The sequence below is a fragment of the Cellulosimicrobium sp. I38E genome, from assembly GCF_001647255.1.
Classification (GTDB): domain Bacteria; phylum Actinomycetota; class Actinomycetes; order Actinomycetales; family Cellulomonadaceae; genus Cellulosimicrobium; species Cellulosimicrobium cellulans_E.
Map to the genome: position 1 here is coordinate 1 of NZ_LUAZ01000021.1, position 23,484 is coordinate 23,484.

The following is a 23,484-nucleotide window of genomic DNA, read 5'->3' on the forward strand; positions in this document are numbered from 1 at the left end:
GGTGGGTGCCGGTCCGCACCCGCTCGACCGCCGACAGCCCGACGGAGTCGGGCAGCCCGAGGTCCAGCAGGACGCAGTCGACGGGCCGGGAGGCGAGCATCTCGAGTGCGGCGTCGAGCGTCGTCGCGCGATGGAGCTCGACCGTGAGGTCGCCGTCCGACAGCAGCTCCTCGACGAGGATCGCGTCCCCGTCGTCGTCCTCGACGAGGAGGATGCGCAGCTCGTCCGTGGGGGCGAGGACCGCACGCTCGGACAGCACCTGGTCACGCGCGCCGGCCTCGTCGCCCCGCGCAGAGGGTCGCGCGGGGACCTGACGGTCGGTCCCGGTCACGACGCCCGCTCCCCTCTGGTCGCCATGGCCCACGATCCTAGCGCCAGCCGCGCGTCGGGCCCGGTCACGGGTGCGGGACGCGCCGAGGACCGGTCCGGGGCCGGGCGCCCGTGGGCCATAATGGACGGCCGTGTCACGGGCGTGCGCTCGGGCGCGACGCCCGGCCGAGGGAAGGGACAGCGTGGGACGCAACGACGAGCTCCGGCTCGAGCAGGAGGTCGTGGACACCCTCTACGCGCGCCTCGACGAGCTGCGTGCCGCCGCCCGCGCGCGGCTCGACGGCGTCCGTCGGTCCGGGCCGTCCGGCTCGCCGCAGAACCGGAGCGAGCGCGACGCGTTCGCGACGCTGTACGAGGACCGCGTCGCGCAGCTCGACGCCGTCGAGGACCGGCTCGCGTTCGGCCGGCTCGACCTCGACGACGGCACGCGCCGCTACGTCGGGCGCATCGGCCTGACCGACGCCGAGCACACGAGCCTCCTCACCGACTGGCGCGCGCCCGCGGCGCAGTCGTTCTACCGTGCGACGGCGGCCCACCCCGACGGCGTCGTCCGGCGGCGGCACCTGGTGACGCGCGGGCGGGACGTGACGGGTCTGGAGGACGAGCTCCTGGACCTGGACGCGCCCGAGGCCGTGACCGGGACGACGCTCTCGGGCGAGGGCGCGCTCCTCGCCGCGATGGCGGCGGGCCGCACCGGCCGCATGGGCGACATCGTCGCGACGATCCAGTCCGAGCAGGACACGATCATCCGGTCCGCGCTGGCGGGGGCGCTCGTCGTGCAGGGCGGCCCGGGCACGGGCAAGACGGCCGTCGCCCTGCACCGCGCCGCGTACCTGCTCTACGCGCACCGGAGGGTGCTGGAGCGTTCGGGCGTCCTTCTCGTCGGTCCGAGCCACTCGTTCCTGCGCTACATCGACCAGGTGCTGCCGTCGCTCGGCGAGACGGGGGTCGTCAGCACGACGATCGCCGACCTCCTCCCCGGCGTCGTCGCCGACGGCGCGGAGGACCCCCGCGTCGCCCGCGTCAAGGGCCGGGCCGTCATGGCCCGGGCGGTGCGACGCGCGGTGCGGGCGCGCGAGCGCGTGCCCGCGGCGGACGTCCCGGTGCGCCTGGACGGCCACGACCTGCTGATCCGGCGCCGCGACGTCCGCGACGCGATCGCCAAGGCCCGGCGCACGCACAAGCCGCACAACCTCGCGCGCGTGACCTTCGTCCGCGAGATGCTCTCGCGGCTCGTCGACCAGTACGGCCGCCAGCTCGGCGAGCCGCTCGTCGGCGAGGACCGCGTGCTCGCCCTCGAGGACCTGCGCTCCCACCGGGACGTACGCGTCGCGCTCAACCTCGCGTGGCTGCCCCTCACGCCGGAGCGCCTCGTCGAGGACCTCTGGACCAAGCCGCACCGGCTCGCCGAGGCGGCGCCCGAGCTCTCGCCGGCCGACCGGCGCCTGCTGGAGCGGGCGAAGGGCGCGCCGTGGACGCCGGCGGACGTCCCGCTCCTCGACGAGGCCGCCGAGCTGCTCGGCGAGGACGACCAGGCGGAGCGGGCCGAGGCCGCCGCCCGGGCGGCGCAGCGCGCGCAGGACCTGGAGTACGCACGGCAGGTGCTCGAGTCGTCGGGCGCCGGCGGCGGGATCGTCGGCGCGGACGTGCTGGCCGAGCGCTTCTCGGCGAGCGGCCCACGCCTCACGACGGCCGAGCGCGCCGCGCAGGACCGCACGTGGACGTACGGGCACGTCGTGGTCGACGAGGCGCAGGAGCTCTCGGCGATGGCGTGGCGCATGCTCGTGCGCCGGTGCCCGACGCGCTCGTTCACCGTCGTCGGCGACGTCGCGCAGACGTCGTCGCTCGCCGGCGCGCGCTCGTGGAAGGGCATGCTCGACCCGGTGTTCCGCGACGCGTGGCGCCTCGCGGAGCTGACCGTCAACTACCGCACCCCGGCGACCGTGGCCGACGCCGCACGGCGCGCCGCCCTCGCCGCCGGGCTGCCGGTCTCGCCGCTGACGTCCGCGCGCGACGTGGAGGACGCGCTGCGCGTCGTCGAGGCGGCGCCCGCCGACCTCGCCGCCCTGGTCCGGGCCGAGGCCGAGGCCGCCCGCGCGGAGTTCGTCGCCGCGGAGTCGGGGCGCGTCGCCGTCGTCGCCGCCGCGCCGGCCGTCGCGGACCTGCGCGTCGCTCTCGGCCTCGAGGACGCCGGTCCGGACGCCCCGGTCACGGTGCTCGACCCGGTGCAGGTGAAGGGGCTGGAGTTCGACGCCGTCGTGCTCGTGGAGCCCTCCGACGTCGCGACCGGCCCGTCCGGCGCGTCGGACCTCTACGTCGCCATGACCCGCCCGACCCAGCGCCTGGTCGTCGTGCACGCCCGCGCGCTCCCCGCGGGCGTCGCCGGCAGCGCGCCGGGCGCCGAGACGCGAGCGGGCACCGGGGTGAAGAGCATCCGGGTGAGCACGGACGCGGACGGCGGTGCCCGCGTCGCCCCGTGAGGCGGCGTGTCCGGGCCGCGCAGGCCGGGCGTTCACCTCGTCCCGAGGGTCAAGACCCGTTTGGTCCGGACCGCGGACCGGGCGCACCATGGGATCGTGCTACGCGCCCTCCTCCTTGAAAACCTGCACCCTCTCGCTGCCTCGAACCTCGAGGCGGCGGGGATCGACGTCACCGTCCGCACCGGCGCCCTCGACGAGTCCGAGCTGATCGAGGCCCTCGACGGGGTCCACCTGCTCGGCATCCGGTCCAAGACGAACGTCACCGCGAACGTGCTCGAGAACGCCCCCGACCTGGTGGCGCTCGGCGCGTTCTGCATCGGCACGAACCAGATCGACCTGCGCTCCGCCGCGACGCAGGGCGTCGCCGTGTTCAACGCCCCGTTCCAGAACACGCGCTCCGTGGTCGAGCTCGCGCTCGCCGAGATCATCGCGCTCACGCGCCGCCTCACCGAGCGCGACCGCGCGCTGCACGAGGGCCGCTGGGACAAGTCGGCGGAGGGCGCGCACGAGGTCCGGGGCCGCACGCTCGGCATCGTGGGCTACGGCAACATCGGCACCCAGCTCTCGGTCGTGGCCGAGAACCTCGGCATGTCCGTGGTCTTCTACGACACGGCGGAGAAGCTCGCGCTCGGCAACGCGCGCCGCATGGACACGCTCGACGAGCTGCTCGAGCAGGCGGACGTCGTCACGCTGCACGTCGACGGCCGCCAGGGCAACGCCGGGCTGTTCGGCGCCAAGCAGTTCGCCCGCATGCGCCAGGGCTCGATCTTCCTCAACCTCTCGCGCGGGTTCGTCGTGGACTACGGCGCGCTGCGCGAGGCGATCGTCGAGGGCCGCGTCTCCGGCGCCGCCGTCGACGTGTTCCCGCAGGAGCCCAAGCGCAAGGGCGACAGCTTCGACTCCGAGCTGCGCGGCCTGCCGAACGTCATCCTCACGCCGCACATCGGCGGCTCGACGGAGGAGGCGCAGGAGGCGATCGGCCAGTTCGTGTCGGCCAAGCTGCGCGACTACCTCACGACGGGCTCGACGACGCTCAGCGTCAACGTGCCGAACCTCGCGCTCGAGCAGACCACCGGGATCACGCGCATCACGCACCTGCACCGGAACACGCCGGGCGTCCTCGCGGCCGTCAACGCGACGCTCGCGGAGCACGGCACGAACATCGAGGGCCAGCTGCTCGCCACCCGTGGCGAGATCGGCTACGTCGTCACCGACGTCGGCTCGCGCGTCGAGCCCGCCGTCATCGACGCGCTGGCCGCGATGGAGCAGACGATCGCCCTGCGCGTCCTGGACTGACGCCCACCTCGAGCGATCTCGCCGCGTGCGCCGGCCGCCCGGCGCACGCGGCGAAGGTCCCCGGGCGGCATGACCTTCGCCGCTGAGCGCCGCGTCCGCGTCGGTGCCACGATGAGGCATGACCGGATACACGCACGACGGGCCGCAGATCCTCGACGCCGACGCGTCGTGGGACCTCGTGGAGGGGACCCACGTCGCACGCCTCGCCGTGAGCGTGCGGGGCGAGCCGGACATCTACCCCGTCACCGTGCGGGCGCACCAGCGCACGCTCGCGTTCCGCACCGTGCCGGGGACCAAGCTCGCGACCCTCGCGACCAACGAGCGCGTCGCGCTCGAGTGGGACCACGTCGACGACGACGGGGCGTGGAGCGTGGTCGCCCGGGGGACCGCCCACCGGGTCCGGAGCGAGCACGAGGTGGACGCCGTCCAGGACGGTGCGGACCCGCTGGTCCCCACGGTCGACGTGCCGACCGAGGAGTGGGTCGTGGTCGAGGCCCGTGAGCTCACGGGACGGCGCTTCGCCCGGTCGGAGGACTGACCCCGGACATGCGTCGTCCGGCCGCCCCGTTGCGGGACGACCGGACGACGGGACGGAGGTCAGCCGGACTTGCGGCGGAACGTGCGCTGGACGGGGCCGACGGTCTCGGAACCGTGCACCGACCCGGTGTTGGACTCGCCGTCCGCCGTGCGGTGGCGCGCCGCGTTCTTCCGGTCGAGCGCCTCCCGGAACTTCGCCTTGGCCTCGTCGGTCGGTGCGGTGTCTGCAGCGGATCGCTGCTGGTCGGACGCCATGGCGGTCTCCTCGTCGATGGGGAACTCGGTCGTGCACTGCGGTGTCGGCCCGACGGTGCGGGCACCTCGCCAGCCTCCCGCACCCCGTCGCCGGACGCCACCTGATTTGTCCCCGGCTCGCCGGCTCCCCGACGGCCGTCGGACGGCGTCCGGTAGCGTCGGCACCGTGCCGCCCGACGCCTCTCCTGCCCCCGCCTCCCGACCGAGCGCGCCGCCGTCGCCCACGGACGGCGCCCCGCCGCCGCACCGCCGCCTCGGTCGTTCCGGGCTCGCGCTGCCGACCGTCTCGCTGGGCCTGTGGCAGAACTTCGGCGACGCCGACCCCCGGGCGACCCAGCGCGAGATCGTGCTCCACGCGGTCGACCGCGGGGTGACCCACCTCGACCTCGCGAACAACTACGGGCCGCCGGGCGGAGCGGCGGAGGAGTCGCTGGGTCACCTGCTCGCGCGCGAGCTGCGGCCGGTGCGCGACGAGCTCGTCGTGACGACCAAGGCCGGTTACCGCATGGGACCGGGCCCCTACGGCGAGGGCGGCTCGCGCAAGTACCTGCTCTCCTCCCTCGACGCGTCGCTGCGCCGCCTCGGGCTCGACCACGTCGACATCTTCTACTCCCACCGCTTCGACCCGACGACGCCGCTCGAGGAGACCGTCGGCGCGCTCGCCACGGCGGTCCGCTCGGGGCGCGCGCGGTACGCGGGCATCTCCTCCTACTCGGCGCGCCGCACCCGGGAGGCGCTGCGCGTCGCGGAGCGGCTCGGCGTCGACCTGGTCGTGACCCAGGTGTCGTACTCGATGCTCAACCGGTGGGTCGAGGAGCCCGACCCGCACGATCCCGCGGGGGCGTCCGTGCTCGACGTCGCCGGGGCCGAGGGCCTCGGCGTCGTGGCCTTCTCGCCGCTCGCCCAGGGGATGCTCACCGACCGGTACCTGCGCGGGGTCCCGGACGACTCCCGTGCGGCGCGCGGCGGGCCGCTGCGTCCGGCGTTCCTCTCGGACGCGAACCTCGACCACGTGCGCCGGCTCGACGGCCTCGCGCGCGCCCACGGGCGCAGCCTCGCCACGACGGCGATCCTCTGGGCGATGCGGGACGAACGCGTCACCACGGTCCTGCTCGGCGCCAGCTCGACACGCCAGCTCGACGAGAACCTCGCCGCGCTCGACGCGCCGGCTCTCACCGCGGAGGAGCTCGCCGCGGTCGACGCCCTGCCCGCGGACACGGGCATCAACATCTGGGCTTCGCGGTCCAGCGACCTCTAGCACCGCGGACGCGGTCCGGTGGCCACGGCGCGCGAGCGACGACGGGGCACGGTGTCGCCGTCTCAGGCGTGGGGCGCGGGCTCCTCGCGCACGTCCTCGGCGGGAGCGGCGCCGTCCGGGCCATCGGCCCGTGCCGCCGACTCGCGCTCCTCGCGCTCGACCCGGAGCGAGGTGATGGCGCTCTCGAAGTCCTCGAGCGAGTCGAACGCCTGGTAGACGCTCGCGAAGCGCAGGTACGCGACCTCGTCGAGCTCACGCAGCGGCCCGAGGATCGCGAGCCCGATCTCGTACGCGTCGAGCTCCGCGCTGCCGCTCGCCCTGATCGTCTCCTCCACGCGCTGCGCGAGCACCGCCAGGTCGTCCTCGTTGACGGGGCGTCCCTGGCAGGCCTTGCGCACGCCGTTGACGATCTTCTCGCGCGAGAAGGGCTCCGTGACGCCCGAGCGCTTGACCACGGACAGGCTCGCGGTCTCGATCGTCGTGAAGCGGCGGTTGCACTCGGGGCACTGGCGGCGCCGACGGATCGACGCGCCGTCGTCCGAGGTGCGCGAGTCGACGACGCGGGAGTCCGCGTGGCGGCAGAACGGGCAGTGCATGGCGGGCTCCTCCGCGGGTTCGCGCCGACGGGTCGGCGCGACGAACGTATGCCGTCGCGGCGGGGCGGTGCAACACGCCTCCGACGACGGGACCCCGTCGAGGGTGGGACGACGGCGCACAGGCGGCCGCCCGTGGACAGCAGAACGGGGGCGGTCGTGATCGACCGCCCCCGTCGGGACGCCCCCGTCCCCATCACGCGCGTGACTCGCCTCACGCGCGGCGACGTGCACAGGAGTCGCGGTGGACCGCGCGCTCCTCGCCTCGTCCGCCCAGCCCCCCAGCCGGCGTTGTGAGGTGACACTAACTTAGGTGCGCCTAATCAGGGATGCAACCCCTGCGACCCGACACACGAGGGTTTCCTGCCGTGTCCTGCGTCACACCGGACTCGGACCCGCCGACGACGACGGACTGCGCGCGCCCCCTAGGGCGTGTCTCCCTAGTCGCGCAGCCCCGATGCTGCAGAGTGTGCGGTCGTGGAACGTGGTCGGGAGTTGTCGGACGAGCAGTGGGCAGTGATCGGCCCGTTGATGCCGAAGGTGTCGGGCCGCTCGCGTCCGTGCCGGGATCATCGTCAGGTCGTAGAGGGGATCGTTCACCGGTATCGGACCGGGGTCGCGTGGCGTGATCTTCCCGAGCGGTTCGGCCCGTGGCAGACCGCGTGGAAGTGCCATGCGCGGTTCTCGCGCGACGGGACGTGGGACAAGATCCTGGCGGCCTTGCAGGCTCGCGCGGACGCGAACGGAGTTATCGACTGGCGGGTGAGCGTGGACTCCACGATCAACCGGGCGCACCAGCACGCCGCCACGTTGCCGCGGACCACGGGGGGCACTGGCGAATCACAAGAATCCGGAACGGCGAGAACCGGCTGACCACGCCTTGGGTCGCTCTCGGGGCGGGTTGTCGACGAAGATCCACGCCGCGGTCGACGGCGACGGGCGACCGCTCGCGGTGCTCGTGGGACCGGGCCAGGGCGGTGACGCGCCGATGTGTCTGCCGCTGTTGGACGCGATCCGGGTCCCTCGGGCAGGGGCGGGACGCCCGCGCACCACTCCCGACGCCGTGTTGGGCGACAAGGCGTACTCTTCGCGCGCGATCCGGTCAGAGCTGCGCCGGCGCGGCATCGTCGCGGTCATCCCCGAGCCGCGTGACCAGCAGGCCCACCGTCGCCGACGCGGGTCACGCGGTGGTCGGCCCGTGACCTATGACCGCGTCACCTACCGGGGCCGCAACACGGTCGCGCGGTTCTTCAACCGCATCAAGCAGTGGAGAGCACTCGCGACCCGCTACGACAAGCACGCGCTCGTCTACCGCGGTGGCGCCGTTCTCGCAGCGATCCTGCTCTGGCTTCCCTGACTAACTCGTACCTGGGCCCAGTCTCGACGTTCGTCACAGCCCAACGGCACGGGGAGCGCCCATCGAGTCGCTGCCGAGTTCACGGTCGTCGCTCTGTAGGAGCAACGCCATCGTGGCGCCAGCCTCGGCCGCGCCGCGCGCCTGGGTGACAAAGATGTCCATCAAGGCCGGAGCGAAGTCAGGCAGTGCCGCGGCGAAGCGGTCGAACCCGAGGAACACCAGCGCCAGGCCCGCCGCCGACGGCTGCCAGCCATACTCCCGTGCGACAACGTCTGAAAGGCAGTCGTTCAGCGCATCGAGATTCCGGCCGTAGTAGGCGGGAAAGTCCAACGCCACTGCGAGACCGCGATGCACTTCCGGGCCCGTCGACCAGGAACCAGCATCAAGTACCACTACCTGAAGCCCTCGGGCAGTGAGCTCCTCCACAGCCCCATCGAGTTCTGAACGCCGAGAGAACACCGTCACCGGGAGACTCGCCAAGGGTTCACGAGCATGACCTGCCGATGGGACCGCTCCAGACGAGGACTTGCTCACCCACGAGATGCTACGCAGCTGGCGTCTTGGGAGACACGCCCTAGGCGGACGCCGGGAGGAGGATCTTCTGCCCGGCCTGGAGGCCCGACGACGAGAGCCCGTTGAGCTCGGCGAGCCCGTTCACGACGTCCCGCAGGTCCTCGCCCGGAGCCGCCACGCCCTGCGCGAGCTCCCACAGCGTCTCCCCTGCGGTGACGACGTGGACCCGGACCTCCACGGGCTCGCCCGGCGCGCCCGCGACGGCGACGCCCACGCGCGCGGCGAGCAGCAGCAGCACGGCCGCAAGGAGCACGAGGACCACGCGGCCCCGCCGCGTGAGCCGCAGCGGCCGCTCGCCCGCGCGCTCCGGCGCCGCAGCCCCGCCAGCGCGGCCGAGCGGCCCGACCGCAGAGATCGCCATCGCATCCATGCCTGCTCCGTCCCGGCCCGCGGGCCCGATCGCCTTCCCCGGTCGATCGGACGCCGCGAGCCTCTTGCCTCCGTGCCGACCGGGTCGGTCGAACACGTGTACGTAGAACACCTGTACGAAGGTCTATCACGAACGACCGACAGAGTCGAGACATGCTCGAACAGGTGTTTGATTCGTGTCGCAACCTCCCCTAGCCTGGTGTCAGGTCGGTTCGCCGGACATGTCCGCTCGGACCTGGAGGAACGACCGAGGTCCCGAGGCGCACGCCCCGGGGAGGGGAGGCCGCAGGCCGGGAGGCGTCGGCGGCCGCGACGGACGAAGGCGGAGCGACCATGGCGGCACGAGGCACGGACAGGGCACGGGGGCTCGCCGAGGTGCGCGAGCTCCCGGACGGGTCGGCGGGGGGTGACGGGCTCACGCCGCGGCAGCGCCTCGTGCTCGAGACCATCCGCGCCTGCGTCGAGCAGCGTGGCTACCCGCCGAGCATGCGGGAGATCGGCGAGGCCGTCGGCCTGACGAGCCCGTCGTCCGTGAAGCACCAGCTCACGACGCTCGAGCGCAAGGGCTTCCTGCGGCGCGACCCGAACCGCCCCCGCGCGATCGAGGTCGTCCAGCCGGACGACGCGCGCCGCGCGACCCCGCTCGGGACGGCGGGCGCCGCGCCCCAGCCCGCGTACGACGAGGCGCACCCCGCGCCGTCGTACGTCCCGGTCGTCGGTCGCATCGCCGCCGGCGGGCCGATCCTCGCGGAGCAGGTCGTCGAGGACGTCTTCCCGCTGCCCCGCCAGCTCGTCGGCGAGGGCGAGCTCTTCCTCCTGCGGGTCCAGGGCGACTCGATGATCGACGCCGCGATCTGCGACGGGGACTGGGTCGTCGTGCGCCGCCAGCCGGTCGCGGAGAACGGCGAGATCGTCGCGGCGATGATCGACGGCGAGGCCACGGTGAAGTCTCTGCGTCGCGCGGACGGCCACGTGTGGCTCATGCCGCACAACGCCGCGTACGACCCGATCCCGGGCGACGACGCCCAGGTCCTCGGGCGCGTCGTCTCCGTCCTGCGCAGCCTCTGAGCGACCGGGGTCCCACCCCGCAGCACGCCGAGAGCCGGGTGGTCGTCGACCACCCGGCTCTCGCGGTGCTCTGGCCCGGCCGCCGGGCCCGGCCGGTCAGAGACCGAAGCGGCGGGCGACGGCGCGCAGCGACTCGGCGGACGAGCGCAGGCCGGCGAGCTCCTCGTCGGCCAGCGGGACCTCGACCCGCTCGGCGGCGCCCCGGCGGTCGACGAGCGTCGGCAGCGAGAGGCACACGTCGTCGAGCCCGTACGCGCCGTCCAGGAGCGTCGAGACCGGCAGGATGCGGTGCTCGTCGTCGAGCACGGCCTCGATGATGCGCGTGCCCGCGAGCCCGACGGCGTAGTTCGTCGCGCCCTTGCCCTCGATGATCCGGTAGGCCGACTGCACGACCTCGCGCGCGATGTCGTCACGGACCTCCCCCGTGAGGGGCCCCCGCCCGCCGAGGCCGGGCCACTCGAGCAGCGGCACGCCGCCGATGGTCGCGGAGCTCCACAGGGGGATCTCGCTGTCGCCGTGCTCGCCCGCGATGTACGCGTGGACGTTCTGCACCGCGACGCCGCAGTGCTGGGCCACGAGGAAGCGCAGGCGCGACGAGTCGAGCACCGTCCCGCTGCCGAAGAGCTGCGTCGGCGGCAGCCCGGAGAACTTGAGCGCCGCGTACGTGACGATGTCGACGGGGTTGGTCACCATGACGTAGACCGCGTCCGGGGCGACCTCCACCAGCCCGGGCAGGATCGTGCGCATGAGGCCGATCGTGCCCTCGGCGAGGTCGAGCCGCGTCTGGCCGGGCTTCTGCTTCGCCCCCGCCGTCACGACGACCACGTCCGCCCCCGCGCACACCGCGACGTCGTCCGAGCCCTCGACCCGAGCCATCGGCATGAACTGGATGCCGTGCTGGAGGTCGAGCACCTCCGCCTCGACCTTCGCCCTGTTGACGTCCAGGAGCGCCACCGTGCGCGCGGCGCCGCGCATGAGGGCCGCGTACGCGAGCGTCGACCCGACCGCGCCGGCCCCGACGATCGCGAGCTTCGTGGTCCGCGCTCCCCCTCCCGGACCGCCCGTGGTCGCGTCGCCGGTGCCCTGCGGGGACGTGCTCGTCGTCATCTCGCCTCCGTGAAAGTTCGCTGGATTCCCTGATGCTCGCGGGAAGGACTCAGCCTAGGGCGGCGAGGCGCCGGAGCGCAGCGGTAGCGACGTCGCGGTCGGTCGTCTGCCAGAACCCCGGCATGGACCGCGTGAGGAACGTGCCGTAGCGCGCGGTCACGAGACGCGGGTCGAGGACCGCGACCACGCCCCGGTCCGCCGTGGACCGCACGAGCCGGCCGGCGCCCTGCGCCAGCAGGAGCGCGGCGTGCGTCGCGGAGACCTGCATGAACCCGTTGCCGCCCGCGGCCTCGACCGCACGGGCCCGGGCCGACTTCACCGGGTCGTCCGGGCGCGGGAACGGGATGCGGTCGATGAGCACGAGCTGGCACGACGGGCCCGGCACGTCGACGCCCTGCCACAGCGACAGCGTGCCGAACAGGCACGTCGCCGGGTCGGCGGCGAACTCGCGCACGAGCGTCGGGAGCTGGTCGTCGCCCTGGCACAGGACCGGCACGTCGAGCCGCTCGCGCATCGCCTCCGCCGCGGCGACCGCGGCGCGGCGCGACGAGAACAGGCCGAGCGTGCGCCCGCCCGCAGCCTCGACGAGGGCCGCGATCTCGTCGAGCTGGTGCTCCGTCGACGCCTCGCGGCCCGGAGTGGGCAGGCGCTTGGCGACGTAGAGGATGCCCTGCCGCGCGTAGTCGAACGGGCTCCCGACGTCGAGCCCGCGCCACCGCGGCGCGTCGGCGTCGCCGCCCTCGCCGCCGTTCCCGAGGCCGAAGGTGCGCGCGACGGCGTCGAAGCTCCCGCCGAGTGCGAGCGTCGCGGACGTGAACACCCCGGTCCGCTCGGCGAGCAGGTGGGTGCGGATGAGACCGGCGACGCCGAGCGGGGCGGCGTGCAGGCGGCTGGCGCCCTCGCCGAACCGGTCGGCCGACCAGCCGCCCTCGCCGGGGCGGGAGCACCAGAGCACGTCGTGCCCGGTCGGGTCGGCGGCCATGCGCTCGGCGACCTCGAAGAGCTGGAGCATGGTCGACTGGGCCATCTTCAGCCCGGAGTCCGGCTGGGCGGGCTTGGTGACCCCGGTCTCGGGCTTGAGCGTCGAGAGGACCTCGCGCGCCGCGTCGCGCACCGCGGCGACGGCCGAGCGCGCGGCGTCGGGCAGCCCGTCCGGGAACCGCTCGGCGGGCAGAGCGCCGACGACCGTCCCGAACGCCGCCGACGCCGCGTCGAGCGCGTCCGTCGTGACGCCGCCGTGCCGGCGCGCGAGCCGTGCCGCGCTCTCGATCGCCGGGACCGACAGGTCGACCGTCGCGGCCGCCGTCACCCGGTCCGCGAGCTCGTGCGCCTCGTCGACGACGAGCACGTCGTGCTCGGGCAGCACGCCGGGCGAACCCATCGCGGCGATGCCGAGCATCGCGTGGTTGGTCACGACCACGTCGGCCTCGCGGGCCGTCGCGCGCGCCTTCTCGGGGAAGCACTCGGCGAGCATCGGGCACCGCTGGCCGAGGCACTCGAGGGCGGTGACCGAGACCTGACGCCACGCCTTGTCGCTCACGCCGGGCACCAGGTCGTCCCGGTCGCCGGTCGACGTCTCGTCGGCCCACTCCCGCAGCCGCACGACCTGCTCTCCGAGCGCGGCCGCGCTGGTCCCGCCGCGCGCGGCGGGGTGGTCGGCGGCTCCCGCGGACTCGCCCGGCAGGTCGAACAGCGTCGGCTCGTCGGCGGGGTACCCGCCCGCGACCTTGTGGACGCACAGGTAGTTGTGCCACCCCTTGAGCAGCGCGATCGTGGCGGGCCGCGGGAGACGGTCCGCCACGGCGTCGGCGACGAGCGGCAGGTCGCGCGTGATGACCTGACGCTGGAGCGCGAGGGTCGCCGTCGAGACGATCACCCGCTCGTCCGTCGCGACGGCGTGCCGCACGGCCGGCACGAGGTACCCGAGCGACTTGCCCGTGCCCGTGCCCGCCTGGACGACGAGGTGCTCCGACCCCTCGATCGCCTCGGTGACCGCGCGCGCCATCGCGTGCTGGCCGTCGCGCCGCGCACCGCCCAGGCGCGTGACGGCGACGTCGAGGAGCGCGTCCACCTCGGGCACGTCGCCCATACCCGGGGTGCCGGCCGTCGTGCCCGACCCCTCGGCGTCGACGCGGTCGGGGGCGGGTCGTGTGGAGGGGGGCACCCGCCGAGTCTACGGTCGGGCGCCCACGGGCCGGCCGCCCTGTGGACGACGGCGCGGGCGCGGCACGACCCCGCACGACGCATGCCGTACGGGGTCGCGGAGGACGTCGGGCCGGCCTCCCGGGGCGACGTGCTCAGCCCTGCGTCGAGACCCCGACGAGCTCGGTCGCGAGCGCCTGGGCGACACGACCCCGCAGGAGCGTGCCCTCGGGCGTGTGCTCCTCGTGGTCGATCTCGCCCTCGGTGTGCACGCGGTGCACGAGGTCACCACGGTGGTAGGGCACGACGACGTCGATCTCCACGTCCGGGCGCGGGAGCTCGTGCGCGATGAGCTCGCGCAGGTGCTCGATCCCCTCGCCCGTGTGCGCCGACACGACGACCGTGCGCCGCTCGCGCAGGCGGATGCGCGCGATGGTCTCCGGGTCCGCGAGGTCCGCCTTGTTCAGGACGATCACCTCGGGCACGTCCTCCACGCCCGGGATGTCGGCCAGGACGTGCCGGACCGCCGCGATCTGACCCTCCGGGTCGGGGTGCGACGCGTCCACCACGTGGAGCAGCAGGTCGGCGTCGCCGACCTCCTCGAGCGTCGAGCGGAACGCCTCGACGAGCTGGTGCGGCAGCGCGCGCACGAACCCCACGGTGTCGGCGAGCGTGTAGACGCGGCCGTCCTCGGTGCGCGTGCGGCGCACCGTCGGGTCGAGCGTCGCGAACAGCGCGTTCTCGACGAGCACGCCCGCTCCCGTGATCGCGTTGAGCAGGCTCGACTTGCCCGCGTTCGTGTAGCCGGCGATCGCGACGGACGGCACGGCGTGCCGCTTGCGCGAGGCGCGCTTGGTCTCGCGCCCCGGGGCCATCGCCTGGATCTCGCGGCGGAGCTTCGCCATGCGGTTGCGGATGCGGCGGCGGTCCAGCTCGATCTTCGTCTCACCGGGGCCGCGCGACCCCATGCCCGCGCCGGCGCCGCCGACCTGGCCGCCGGCCTGCCGAGACATCGACTCGCCCCACCCGCGCAGGCGCGGGAGGAGGTACTCGAGCTGGGCGAGCTCGACCTGGGCCTTGCCCTCCCGGGACTTGGCGTGCTGGGCGAAGATGTCGAGGATCAGCGCGGTCCGGTCGATCACCTTGACCTTGACGATGTCCTCGAGCGCACGACGCTGGGAGGGCGCGAGCTCGCCGTCGATCACGACGGTGTCCGCGCCGCTGGCGGCGACGACGTCGGCGAGCTCCGCCGCCTTGCCGGAGCCGAGGTACGTGCCCGGGTCGGGCTTCGCGCGGCGCTGGATGACGCCGTCGAGCACCTGGGAGCCCGCCGTCTCGGCGAGGGCCGCGAGCTCGCGCAGCGAGATCTCGGCCTCCTCCGCGGAGCTCGGCGCGCCGTCCTCGCGCGGGTCGGAGCCGGGGCTCCACAGCCCGACGAGCACGACCTTCTCGAGTCGCAGCTGCCGGTACTCGACCTCGGTGACGTCCTCGAGCTCGGTCGAGAGACCGACCACGCGGCGCAGCGCGCTGCGCTCCTCGAGCTCGAGCTGCTCGCCGTCGTGCTGTGCGTGGACCGTCCCGCCCTCGGCGCGCGCCGTCCCGGCCCGAGCGAGAACCCGTGCCACGACGTCGCTCGCGATGTCCCGCGTCGCGCCGGTCGGCTCGTCCTGAGCCGGGGTGGGGGTCGCTGGGGTGTTTGCCGGGGTAGCGCTCATGTGCCGCCTTTCGTCAGGGAGCGGCGCTCGTGCGCCGTGGTAGGAGAACAAGCGTGGCACGGAAAATCGTCCCGAGGCCAGCGGATAAGCGGGTGAGGCCCGTGCCGAGGGGCCGGGCCGGCGTCGTCGAGGGACGCCCCCGCGTAGGATCGGCCGACGTGACCGAGGACCAGGACCCCGCCGCCGACCCCGCGCAGGACGGCTCGCACGACCACTACTTCACCGCGAAGCCGGCCTCCGCCGCCGAGCGCCGCACGATCTCGGTGCGCCTGGCAGGCCGGGACGTGGAGGTCGAGGTCGCGTCCGGCGTCTTCTCCCCCGGTCGCCTCGACCTCGGCACGCAGGTCCTGCTCCGCACCATCCCGCCGCTCGACGAGGTCGTGGCGGCCCGGGCCGGCGCCGGCCCGGCCCACGTCCTCGACCTCGGCTGCGGCTGGGGCCCCGTCGCGCTGACGATGGCGCTCGAGGCCCCGGACGCGACCGTGTGGGCCGTCGACGTCAACGAGCGAGCGCTCGACCTCGTGCGGCGCAACGCGGAGCGGCTGGGCCTGCCGAACGTCCGCGCCGTCGGCCCCGACGACGTGCCCGACGACGTCGCGCTCGCCGCCCTGTGGTCCAACCCGCCGATCCGGGTCGGCAAGGACGTCCTGCACTCGATGCTGCTGCACTGGCTCCCGCGCCTCGCGCCGGGCGCGAGCGCGCACCTCGTCGTGCAGCGCAACCTCGGGTCCGACTCGCTCCAGCGCTGGCTCGCCGAGGCGCTGCCGCCCCTTCTGCCGGGCGCGGTCGTCGAGCGCGCCGCGAGCGCGAAGGGCTTCCGGGTCCTGGAGGTCGTGGCGCCGGGCTGAGCCGGACCGACGCGACGCGACCGGTCCGCCGGACCGAGGGCGCAGCAGTCCGTCAGACCGCGGTGCGCTCCGGGTCCGGCGTCCCGTCAGGGGCGCCCTCACCGGAGTCGGTGCGTCGGGCGGCCTCCGACCCGTCGTCCCCCTCGGGCCCCGCCGCCGCGGGGGCGGGCAGGAACGACGCGAGGTCGACCTCGCCCGCGTACACGAGCTCGGCAGGCCCCGCGAGCTCGACACGGTCCCCCTCGAGCGCCCTCACGCGGACGGTCCCGCCCGGGACGTCGACGAGCCAGGTGTCCGGCGCGTCCGGACCGCCCCAGACGCGGACCGCGAGCGCCGCGGCGCACGCGCCGGTCCCGCACGACGGCGTCTCCCCGACCCCGCGCTCGTGCACGCGCATGCGGACGCGCCCGACGAGCGTGCCGTCGTCGGCCGTCGTCTCGCCGAGCGGCACCACGAGCTCGACGTTCGTCCCGTGCGTCGGGTGCGGCTCGACGACGGGCGCCTCCGTGAGGTCGGCGCGGTCGAGCAGGTCCTCGCGCGCGACGGCGAGCACGGTGTGGGGGTTGCCGAGGTCGACGCTCAGCGCGGGCCGCGGGACCTCCCAGCCGCGCACGATGACCGTCGCGTCGTAGCCGTCGTGCAGCGCGGGTCGACCGCCCGGGAGGAACCAGCGGCCCATGTCGACCGCGAACCAGCCGTCGGCCTCCTTGCGCACGCGCTTGACGCCCGCGCGCGTCCCGACGGGCACCTCGGTCCCGCCCGCGAAGCTCACGAGCCCGAGCCGCTCGGCGAACGCGGCGAACACGCGCACGCCGTTGCCGCACATCTCGGCCACCGAACCGTCGGCGTTGCGGTAGTCCATGAACCAGATGGCGTGCGGGTCCTCGGCGAGAACCTCGCGCGACTCGGGCACGAGCGCGGTCGGCACGAGGCGGATGACCCCGTCGCCACCGATCCCGCCGCGGCGGTCGGCGAGCGCGCGCACGAGCTCGGGCGTGAGGTCGAGCTCGCCCTTCGTGTCGGCGAGCAGCACGAAGTCGTTGCGGGTCCCGTGGCCCTTGGTGAAGCGGGTGCGCGTCATGAGCCCAGACTACGGCGCACCGGGGCGTCGCTGTCCGCTTCGTCCGGCTCGGGGACGTCGCCCCGCGCGACGGCGTCCGCGTGCTCGTCCGCCCGGGCCACGAGGGTCAGCGCGTCCTCGACGCGGGTCGGGGACTGCGCGTCGAGCCAGTGCACGCGCGGGTCGCGGCCGAACCAGCCCATCTGCTTGCGCGCGAGGCGACGCGTGTTGGCGGTGACCGCCTCGCGCGCCGCGTCCTCGGTCGTCTCCCCGTGGAGCGCGGCCAGGACCTCGGCGTACCCGACGGCGCGCCGCGCCGTCCGGCCCATGCCCTGCGCCTCGACGCGGCGCACCTCGTCGACGAGTCCCTGCGCCCACATGCGCTCGACCCGTCCCGCCACCCGCGCGTCGAGGACCTCGCGGTCGCAGTCGAGACCGACCTGGACGGTCGGGCGCACGTAGGCCTGCCGCGGGAGGTTCGCCGTGAACGGCTCGCCCGTGAGCTCCATGACCTCCAGGGCGCGCACGATCCGCCGCGTGTTGGCGGGGCCGATGCTCGCGGCGGCCGCGGGATCGCGCCGCGCCAGCTCGTCGTGCAGCGCGCGCGTGCCCTCGGCCTCGGCGCGCGCCTCGAGCGCCGCGCGCACGGCCGGGTCGGTCCCGGGGAAACGCATGTCGTCGAGGAGCGCGCGCACGTACAGGCCCGACCCGCCGACGACGACCGCGCGCGCCCCGCGCGTGGCGATCTCGTCGAGCACGCGCCGGGCCTCGGCCTGGTAGCGCGCGACCGACGCGTCCTCGACGGGGTCGATCACGTCGAGCAGGTGATGACGCACGCCGCGGCGCTCGTCGACGGGGACCTTCGCGGTGCCGACGTCCATGCCACGGTAGAGCTGGTAGGCGTCGGCGTTGACGATCTCCGCCGGAGCCCCGGGGACGGACAGCCGCTCGGCCAGGTCGAGGGCGAGGTCCGACTTGCCGGTGGCGGTCGGGCCCACGACGGCGACGACGACGCGGCGGTCGCGCCGATCGCCCCCGTCCCGCGCGCCGGTCGGGTCGTGCTCGGTTTTCACCCGCGCAACGGTACCGGCCGGGTGGCCCGGACCTGGGTCGTGTGGGCGGTGATGCGTAGTGTGTCCGGTGGACGGTCCGCCTGCTCGCGGGCCCGCCACCCAACCCCGTCGCGTGCCCCGACCTGCCCTCTCGCGGGCGGTGCACGGACCCTGACACCGACGACAAGGACTCGAGACATGGGTTTCTTCACCAAGCCGGACGCCGCCCCGACGAGCCAGAACGCGCCGCTGACGCGCGAGCGGGTCGAGGCGTTCCTCAAGAGCCGCGACTGGAAGTACTTCGTCGACTCCGACGGAGACCTCGGCGGCAACTGGGACGGCAAGGTGTTCTTCTTCTTCCTCATGGGCGAGAAGCAGGAGATCCTCCAGGTCCGCGGCCGGTGGAACCGGACGCTGCCCGCCGCGGCGGAGGCGCAGGTCGTGCTCGTCGCCAACGAGTTCAACCGCGACAAGATCTGGCCCAAGGTCTACACGCGGGTCGAGGACGACCAGGTCGCCGTGTACACCGAGGTCGCGACCGACCTCGAGTTCGGCGCGGCCGACGACCAGCTCGGCCAGCTCGTCGAGTGCGGCCTCTTCACGGGCCTCCAGTTCTTCGACGCGCTCGACGAGCGCTTCCCCGACACGGCGGCGCAGGGCGTGGTCCCCGACGGCACCGCCGACGTCGACGCGCGGTGAGCGCGGCGCACGAGCGCACCGACGGCGGGCGCCACCCGCACGGCACGGCCCCGGGCGGGGACGCGACGGCGGCGTTCCAGGTCGACCTGCGGGGCGTCGTGGACCTCCTCGCCCGGCACCTGTACTCCAGCCCGCGCGTGTACCTGCGCGAGCTCCTGCAGAACGGGGTCGACGCGATCACGGCGCGCGTCGCCCTGGAGGGCCCGGAGACCCCGAGCCGCATCCTGCTGCGCCCGCTCCCGGACGGCGGTCTCGAGGTGCACGACTCGGGCGTCGGCCTGACCCGCGACGAGGCGCAAGAGCTGCTCGCCACCATCGGGCGCAGCTCCAAGCGCGACGTCGAGCTGGGCTCGGGGCGCGAGGAGTTCCTGGGCCAGTTCGGCATCGGGCTGCTCTCGGCGTTCATGGTCGCCGACGAGATCGAGCTCGTGTCGCGCTCCGCCCGCCCGTCGCCCTCGGGAGGACGGGCGGCCCCGGTCCGCTGGCGGGGCCGGGCGGACGGCCGGTACGAGCTCGTCGAGCTGGGCCCGGACGACCCGGACGCGCCCGCGGAGCCGGGGAGCGTCGTGCGGCTGCGCCCGCGCCGGGACACCGAGCACTGGCTCGCACCGGAGACGGTGGTCGCGCTCGCGCAGGACTTCGGCTCGCTCCTGCCCGTCGAGCTGCTCGTCGAGACGCGTCTCGACGGCGAAGCCGCCGACGGCGCGGACGCCGCCCCCGTCGTGCTGCGCCGACTGAGCGGCGACGAGCTCCCCTGGCGGGCCGCGCACCCGACGCCCGCTGCCCGCGACGCGGCCCTGACGCGCTACGCCGAGCGGACGTTGGGCTTCGGCCCGCTCGCCCGGATCGACCTCGACCTGCCCCTCGCGGGCCTGTCCGGCGTGGCGTACGTGCTCCCGGCCGCGGTCGCGCCGACGACCACGGCGCGGCACCGGGTCTACCTCAAGCGCATGCTGCTCGGCAGCGCGGTCGACGACCTGCTCCCCCCGTGGGCGTTCTTCGTCCGGTGCGTGCTCGACGCGTCCGTGCTGCGTCCGACCGCGTCGCGCGAGGGCCTGTACGAGGACGAGGTCCTGCTCGCGACCCGGGACGCTCTCGGCGCGCAGGTCCGCCGGTGGCTGCTCGAGACGCTCGCGGCGGACACGGTCCTCGCGCGACGCTTCCTCGAGACCCACCACCTCGCGGTCCGAGCCCTCGCGCTCACCGACGACGAGATGCTCGACGTCGCGGCGCGCGTGCTGCCGTTCGAGACGACCGCCGGGGCCGGGACGCTCGCCGACCTCGCGGACGCTCGACCGGAGGGCCGCCTGCTCTACGCCTCGAGCGTGGAGGAGTTCCGCCGCATCGCCCCGGTCGCGGCCGCCCAGGGCCTAGCCGTCGTCAACGGCGGGTACGTCTACGACGCGGACCTGCTCGAGCGCGTCGCGGCGCGGTTCCCGCAGTGGCGGCTGTCGCCGGTCTCCGCCACGGACGTCGCGCACGTCCTCGCCGAGGTCGAGCCCCTGCGCGAGCTCGAGGTCGCGGAGGCGCTCGCGTCGGTCGACGCCGCGCTCGCCGACCAGGACTGCGACGTCGTGCTGCGGCGGTACGAGCCGGACGCCCTGCCCGCGATGCTGCTGCACGACCGCGACGGCGACCACGCGCGCGAGGCGGCCCGCGTGGCCGAGACGGACGACCTGTGGGGCGAGATCCTCGCGGGTCTCAGCGGCCCGGCCCGCCCTCGTCGGCTGGTCCTCAACGACGCGAACGACACGGTGCGCGACCTGCTCGCGAGTCCCGACGCCGACGTCCGTGCCGCGGGAGCCCGGTCCCTGTACGTCACCGCGGTGCTGGCGTCGGGCAAGGCGCTCCAGCCCGTCGAGGCCGCGCTCATGAACGACTCGCTGTCGCTCCTGCTGGCCCGCGCCCTCGCAAACCCCCGCCCCCGCCAGTACACCGAGCACACCGAGCACACCGAGCACACCGAGCACACCGACGAGGAGAACCGATGACCCGGTCCGTGGACCAGGTGAACGCCGCGCTGTACGACGTCCGCCGCATGCCCTACGGCCTCGCCCGCTCCACGGCCGCCGCGGCCGAGGTCGAGCGCGTCGAGGCCGAGGGGCCGGAGGGAGCGCGCGCGTACGCGCTCTTCGTCCTCGTCGAGTCGTACGTCTGGGGCGGCGAGGTCACCAAGGCCTACCTGCCGTTCACCAAGATGCTGCGCTGGTGGGACGAGCACCCCGAGCACTTCGACGCGGAGGACGCGCACTCGCTCTTCTGGTCGTTCAAGTGGATGGTCGGGCACCTCATGGAGTTCCCCGCCGTCCCCGCCGCGCAGATCGAGCGCACGCTCGACGACATGGCGCGGCGCTACGCGCTCGCGGGGAACGGGACGAACGCCGTCGAGCTGGAGCGCTTCGAGTGGGCCCGCGAGCGGGGCGGCGCGGACGTCGAGGACGCGTATCGCGCATGGGTCGCGACCCCGCGGGACGAGTACTCCCAGTGCGAGGCGTGCGAGCCCGGCGACCGCGCCGCGTACCTCTTCGAGACGGGCCGCCACGAGGAGGGCATCCGGCTCCTCGAGCAGGTACTCCAGGGGTCGCCGGCGTGCGCCACCGAGCCCGGTGACATGCTCTCCCACCTCCAGCTCGCGTACGTGGAGGTCGGCGACGCCGAGGCTGCCGCCCGCACGCACCGGCGCGGTCTGCGACACCTCGACACCGGGGTCTCGATGACGGGCCCGAAGGGCCGGCACGTCGAGTTCCTCGCGCGCACGGGCAACGCGTCGCGCGCGCTGCGCCTGCTCGGCGAGCACCAGGCGTTCCTCACCGAGGCCGACTCGCCGGGCGACCGTCTCGGCTTCCTCACGAGCGTGAGCGTCGCCACAGGCGTGCTGCGGGCCGAGCACGCGGACGCGCCGCTCGCCCTGCGCGACGTGCCCGCGACGACCGTCGCGGAGCTTGACGACTGGGTCCGCCGCGAGGCGGCCGACCTCGCATCCTCGTTCGACGCCCGCAACGGCACGCCTGCCGCGTCCGAGCGTCTACGGGCCGCGTGGGACCAGGGGTCCCGCACGCTCCGCGTCGACCTCTCGGTCCTGTCGCCCGCGCCGGAGCCCGGAGCGGGCGACCCGGCCGGTCTCGCGGTGGGCGACGACGGCGCGGACGTCCGGGCGACGTCCTCGTCGGGCGGCGCGACCCCCTCGCTCCCCGGCAGTGCGACCGGCGCGGACCTCGGTACGGAGCACGGCTCCGGGCACGTCGGGCAGGCCTCGGCCGAGCCGACCGACGCCGAGGGGATGCTCCGGCTCGCCGACGACGTCGCGGGCGAGGACCCGGTGCGCGCGGCCCAGCTCCTGCGGCGCGCGTCGGCGCTGCTGGAGTCGGCGGGCCACCTCGACCGGGCCGGGTTCGCGCTCGCCGAGGCGGCCCAGCTCGCCGCGGTCGAGGGCGACGACGAGGGCGCCGCCCCGGCGTTCGTGCGCGCCCTCGCGCTGGTCCGCGCGGGTGGAGTCGCACCCCGGTTCGTCGGCCCGATCGTCCGTGCGTACGCCCGGCTGGAGGCCGGGCGCGGCGACGTGACCGGAGCGCTCGCGCAGCTCCAGCGCACGCTGGACGACCTCGACGCGGCAGGTCCGGCCGTCGCCGAGCAGGTCCCCCGCGCTGCCGACCTCGTCGAGCGGGACACGGCGGCCGACGAGCAGGAGCGCCGCGACCTGCGGGACACCCGCGCGCGCCTGCTGGCGACCGCGGGAGAGCTCGACGCCGCCGCGACGCTCGCCGAGGCCGTGGCCGAGGAGTTCGCGCGCGCGGGGCAGGTCGGCGACGCGGCCCACGCGTTCTGGCTCGCGGGGCGCTCCCGCTGCGAGGCCGGTGCCGACGCGGAGGCCGTCGACCTCCTCGAGTCCGCGATGGAGGGCTTTGCGATCGTCCACGACCGCGACGCGCGGACGCTGGTCGCCAACGAGCTCGTCGCGACCCTGCGTCGCCTCGGTCGCGAGCAGGACGCCGCGGCCGTCGGCGCGGGGCTCAGCGGCTGACGGACCTGCCGGCCGGGGCGCAAGGGGCGACGTCGTAGTACCAGCGCACCTCGTAGCGGCGCTGCTCGTACTCCCCCGTCGCGACGTGCCGGTGCCCGGCGTCGGGCGCGGCGCCGAACCCGGCGAGCACCGCGTCCGGCGCCGCGGCCCGCGGGTCGTGCACGACGACGAGGCGCGCGCCCTGCCGGGCGAGGCGCGCGCCGAGCGCGTGCGCGGCGGGTGCGTCGGCGTCGTCGAGCTCGACGACGTCGACGGGGCCCGTCCAGCCCGCGCCGGCGAGCGCGAGGAGCCCCACCGACGCGGCTGCCCCCGCCACCGGGCAGTCCCGCGCGGCCGAGCGTGTCGCGACCGCCCACGTGGTGTCGAGCCAGGCGTCCGCGACGCCCGCCGCCGCGAGCGACGCTCGCGCCGGACCCCGCGTCGGCGCGTATCCCGGCGCGGGTCCCGGCGCGGGTCCCGGCGCGGGTCCCGGCGCGACGACGACCACGGGCGCGGTCCCGTCCCCCTGCACGGCCCGGGCACCGTCCACGAGTCGGCCCAGCGCCGCGAGCGCCGCGGCGCGCGTGTCGTCGAGCACCGTGGTGTCGCCCGCGGCGCCGGGGACGAGGAGCGGGGTACCGGGCAGGACGACGGCGCGGACGGTCACGGGCCCACCGTAGCCGTCGTCGGCACGAGGTCCGGTCAGCCCGGACCCGGCGACGGACGGCAGCAGGGGCGGCGGCGC

21 protein-coding genes are annotated in these 23,484 nt (G+C 75.0%); 10 read left to right on the forward strand and 11 right to left on the reverse strand.

From position 1 onward, the window contains the following. On the reverse strand, positions 1–331 hold a 331-nt coding region (locus A0J59_RS22320; protein WP_255365070.1), incomplete at its 3' end, for a response regulator. Between the two features lie 181 nt (positions 332–512). Here A0J59_RS22320 and A0J59_RS07520 point away from each other — a divergent pair. The 3 genes from A0J59_RS07520 (at position 513) to A0J59_RS07530 (ending at position 4,644) form a co-directional block, all read left to right on the forward strand. Then, positions 513–2,810, forward strand: coding sequence for an AAA family ATPase (locus tag A0J59_RS07520; protein WP_082918832.1), 2,298 nt, complete (start codon positions 513–515; stop codon positions 2,808–2,810). Between the two features lie 96 nt (positions 2,811–2,906). Beyond that, entirely contained in the window at positions 2,907–4,106 is a 1,200-nt protein-coding gene (serA, locus tag A0J59_RS07525) for a phosphoglycerate dehydrogenase (RefSeq protein ID WP_047233761.1), read from the forward strand. Positions 4,107–4,224: 118 nt separating this feature from the next. After that, positions 4,225–4,644, forward strand: coding sequence for a pyridoxamine 5'-phosphate oxidase family protein (locus A0J59_RS07530; protein WP_053371642.1), 420 nt, complete (start codon positions 4,225–4,227; stop codon positions 4,642–4,644). 59 nt (positions 4,645–4,703) lie between these two features. Here A0J59_RS07530 and A0J59_RS07535 read toward each other — a convergent pair whose 3' ends face one another. Further along, a complete protein-coding gene (locus tag A0J59_RS07535; RefSeq protein WP_047233781.1) occupies positions 4,704–4,898 on the reverse strand; it encodes a DUF5302 domain-containing protein in 195 nt (64 codons plus the stop codon). 166 nt (positions 4,899–5,064) lie between these two features. Between A0J59_RS07535 and A0J59_RS07540 the strand changes: the two genes are divergently transcribed. Continuing rightward, entirely contained in the window at positions 5,065–6,156 is a 1,092-nt protein-coding gene (locus tag A0J59_RS07540) for an aldo/keto reductase (protein ID WP_053371641.1), read from the forward strand. 62 nt (positions 6,157–6,218) lie between these two features. Here the strand turns inward: A0J59_RS07540 and nrdR are convergent, their stop codons facing one another. Next, positions 6,219–6,752, reverse strand: a complete 534-nt coding sequence (gene nrdR, locus A0J59_RS07545) for a transcriptional regulator NrdR (RefSeq protein WP_064315723.1) — start codon at positions 6,750–6,752, stop codon at positions 6,219–6,221. A gap of 474 nt (positions 6,753–7,226) precedes the next feature. Between nrdR and A0J59_RS21525 the strand changes: the two genes are divergently transcribed. Continuing rightward, positions 7,227–8,106 (forward strand): IS5 family transposase gene (locus A0J59_RS21525; RefSeq protein ID WP_172820033.1). Its coding sequence is split into 2 segments (ribosomal slippage): positions 7,227–7,574 and positions 7,576–8,106, totalling 879 coding nucleotides; the frame shifts between segments, so codons are not numbered across the junction. A 33-nt stretch (positions 8,107–8,139) separates the two neighbouring features. Here the strand turns inward: A0J59_RS21525 and A0J59_RS07560 are convergent. Both A0J59_RS07560 and A0J59_RS07565 read right to left on the reverse strand, forming a co-directional pair. Continuing rightward, a complete protein-coding gene (locus A0J59_RS07560) occupies positions 8,140–8,532 on the reverse strand; it encodes a barstar family protein (RefSeq protein ID WP_220084454.1) in 393 nt (130 codons plus the stop codon). A gap of 148 nt (positions 8,533–8,680) precedes the next feature. Then, complete coding sequence (locus tag A0J59_RS07565) at positions 8,681–9,049, reverse strand: LysM peptidoglycan-binding domain-containing protein (protein WP_255365071.1); 369 nt, start codon at positions 9,047–9,049, stop codon at positions 8,681–8,683. A 332-nt stretch (positions 9,050–9,381) separates the two neighbouring features. Between A0J59_RS07565 and lexA the strand changes: the two genes are divergently transcribed. After that, complete coding sequence (gene lexA / locus A0J59_RS07570; RefSeq protein ID WP_047233756.1) at positions 9,382–10,116, forward strand: transcriptional repressor LexA; 735 nt, start codon at positions 9,382–9,384, stop codon at positions 10,114–10,116. Between the two features lie 96 nt (positions 10,117–10,212). Here the strand turns inward: lexA and A0J59_RS07575 are convergent, their stop codons facing one another. The 3 genes from A0J59_RS07575 to hflX all read right to left on the reverse strand — a co-directional run bounded on the left by A0J59_RS07575 (position 10,213) and on the right by hflX (position 15,080). Further along, positions 10,213–11,223: an L-lactate dehydrogenase gene (locus A0J59_RS07575; RefSeq protein WP_082141374.1), complete on the reverse strand. Its 1,011-nt coding sequence runs from the start codon at positions 11,221–11,223 to the stop codon at positions 10,213–10,215. Between the two features lie 49 nt (positions 11,224–11,272). Further along, positions 11,273–13,312 (reverse strand): ATP-dependent DNA helicase, encoded by a 2,040-nt coding sequence (locus A0J59_RS07580; protein WP_053371639.1) that lies wholly within the window; start codon positions 13,310–13,312, stop codon positions 11,273–11,275. 208 nt (positions 13,313–13,520) lie between these two features. Further along, complete coding sequence (gene hflX / locus A0J59_RS07585; RefSeq protein ID WP_064315728.1) at positions 13,521–15,080, reverse strand: GTPase HflX; 1,560 nt, start codon at positions 15,078–15,080, stop codon at positions 13,521–13,523. A 158-nt stretch (positions 15,081–15,238) separates the two neighbouring features. Here hflX and A0J59_RS07590 point away from each other — a divergent pair, with 158 nt between their 5' ends. Beyond that, the gene (locus A0J59_RS07590) at positions 15,239–15,928 is read left to right on the forward strand and encodes a class I SAM-dependent methyltransferase (RefSeq protein WP_064315729.1); all 690 of its coding nucleotides are present in this window, start codon (positions 15,239–15,241) and stop codon (positions 15,926–15,928) included. 52 nt (positions 15,929–15,980) lie between these two features. On the opposite strand, the gene dapF is transcribed toward A0J59_RS07590, so the two are convergent. Both dapF and miaA read right to left on the reverse strand, forming a co-directional pair. Continuing rightward, the gene (dapF, locus tag A0J59_RS07595) at positions 15,981–17,009 is read right to left on the reverse strand and encodes a diaminopimelate epimerase (protein WP_082918834.1); all 1,029 of its coding nucleotides are present in this window, start codon (positions 17,007–17,009) and stop codon (positions 15,981–15,983) included. Then, positions 17,006–18,061, reverse strand: a complete 1,056-nt coding sequence (gene miaA / locus A0J59_RS07600) for a tRNA (adenosine(37)-N6)-dimethylallyltransferase MiaA (RefSeq protein ID WP_082918835.1) — start codon at positions 18,059–18,061, stop codon at positions 17,006–17,008. The genes dapF and miaA overlap by 4 nt, the downstream gene beginning before the upstream one ends. 177 nt (positions 18,062–18,238) lie before the next feature. Here miaA and A0J59_RS07605 point away from each other — a divergent pair, with 177 nt between their 5' ends. The 3 genes from A0J59_RS07605 to A0J59_RS07615 are packed head-to-tail and all read left to right on the forward strand — an operon-like array spanning position 18,239 to position 22,760. Further along, on the forward strand, positions 18,239–18,739 hold the full coding sequence (locus tag A0J59_RS07605) for a YbjN domain-containing protein (RefSeq protein ID WP_047233752.1): 501 nt from the start codon (positions 18,239–18,241) through the stop codon (positions 18,737–18,739). Next, the gene (locus tag A0J59_RS07610) at positions 18,736–20,730 is read left to right on the forward strand and encodes an HSP90 family protein (RefSeq protein ID WP_082918836.1); all 1,995 of its coding nucleotides are present in this window, start codon (positions 18,736–18,738) and stop codon (positions 20,728–20,730) included. Before A0J59_RS07605 ends, A0J59_RS07610 begins: the two co-directional genes overlap by 4 nt. After that, the gene (locus tag A0J59_RS07615; RefSeq protein WP_064315730.1) at positions 20,727–22,760 is read left to right on the forward strand and encodes a hypothetical protein; all 2,034 of its coding nucleotides are present in this window, start codon (positions 20,727–20,729) and stop codon (positions 22,758–22,760) included. Before A0J59_RS07610 ends, A0J59_RS07615 begins: the two co-directional genes overlap by 4 nt. On the opposite strand, the gene A0J59_RS07620 is transcribed toward A0J59_RS07615, so the two are convergent. Beyond that, on the reverse strand, positions 22,750–23,406 hold the full coding sequence (locus A0J59_RS07620; protein WP_064315731.1) for a hypothetical protein: 657 nt from the start codon (positions 23,404–23,406) through the stop codon (positions 22,750–22,752). The two genes, A0J59_RS07615 and A0J59_RS07620, sit on opposite strands and share 11 nt — an antisense overlap. Positions 23,407–23,484 lie beyond the last annotated feature (78 nt).

Excerpts from the sequence above, each read along its gene's own strand:
- A0J59_RS07535 (WP_047233781.1), bottom strand. The coding sequence starts at position 4,898 with ATGGCGTCCGACCAGCAGCGATCCGCTGCAGACACCGCACCGACCGAC.
- A0J59_RS07615 (WP_064315730.1), top strand. The coding sequence starts at position 20,727 with ATGACCCGGTCCGTGGACCAGGTGAACGCCGCGCTGTACGACGTCCGC.
- A0J59_RS07530 (WP_053371642.1), top strand. The coding sequence starts at position 4,225 with ATGACCGGATACACGCACGACGGGCCGCAGATCCTCGACGCCGACGCG.
- A0J59_RS07605 (WP_047233752.1), top strand. The coding sequence starts at position 18,239 with ATGGGTTTCTTCACCAAGCCGGACGCCGCCCCGACGAGCCAGAACGCG.
- hflX (WP_064315728.1), bottom strand. The coding sequence starts at position 15,080 with ATGAGCGCTACCCCGGCAAACACCCCAGCGACCCCCACCCCGGCTCAG.
- A0J59_RS07565 (WP_255365071.1), bottom strand. The coding sequence starts at position 9,049 with ATGGATGCGATGGCGATCTCTGCGGTCGGGCCGCTCGGCCGCGCTGGC.
- nrdR (WP_064315723.1), bottom strand. The coding sequence starts at position 6,752 with ATGCACTGCCCGTTCTGCCGCCACGCGGACTCCCGCGTCGTCGACTCG.
- lexA (WP_047233756.1), top strand. The coding sequence starts at position 9,382 with ATGGCGGCACGAGGCACGGACAGGGCACGGGGGCTCGCCGAGGTGCGC.
- A0J59_RS07580 (WP_053371639.1), bottom strand. The coding sequence starts at position 13,312 with ATGGGCGACGTGCCCGAGGTGGACGCGCTCCTCGACGTCGCCGTCACG.
- A0J59_RS07575 (WP_082141374.1), bottom strand. The coding sequence starts at position 11,223 with ATGACGACGAGCACGTCCCCGCAGGGCACCGGCGACGCGACCACGGGC.
- dapF (WP_082918834.1), bottom strand. The coding sequence starts at position 17,009 with ATGACGCGCACCCGCTTCACCAAGGGCCACGGGACCCGCAACGACTTC.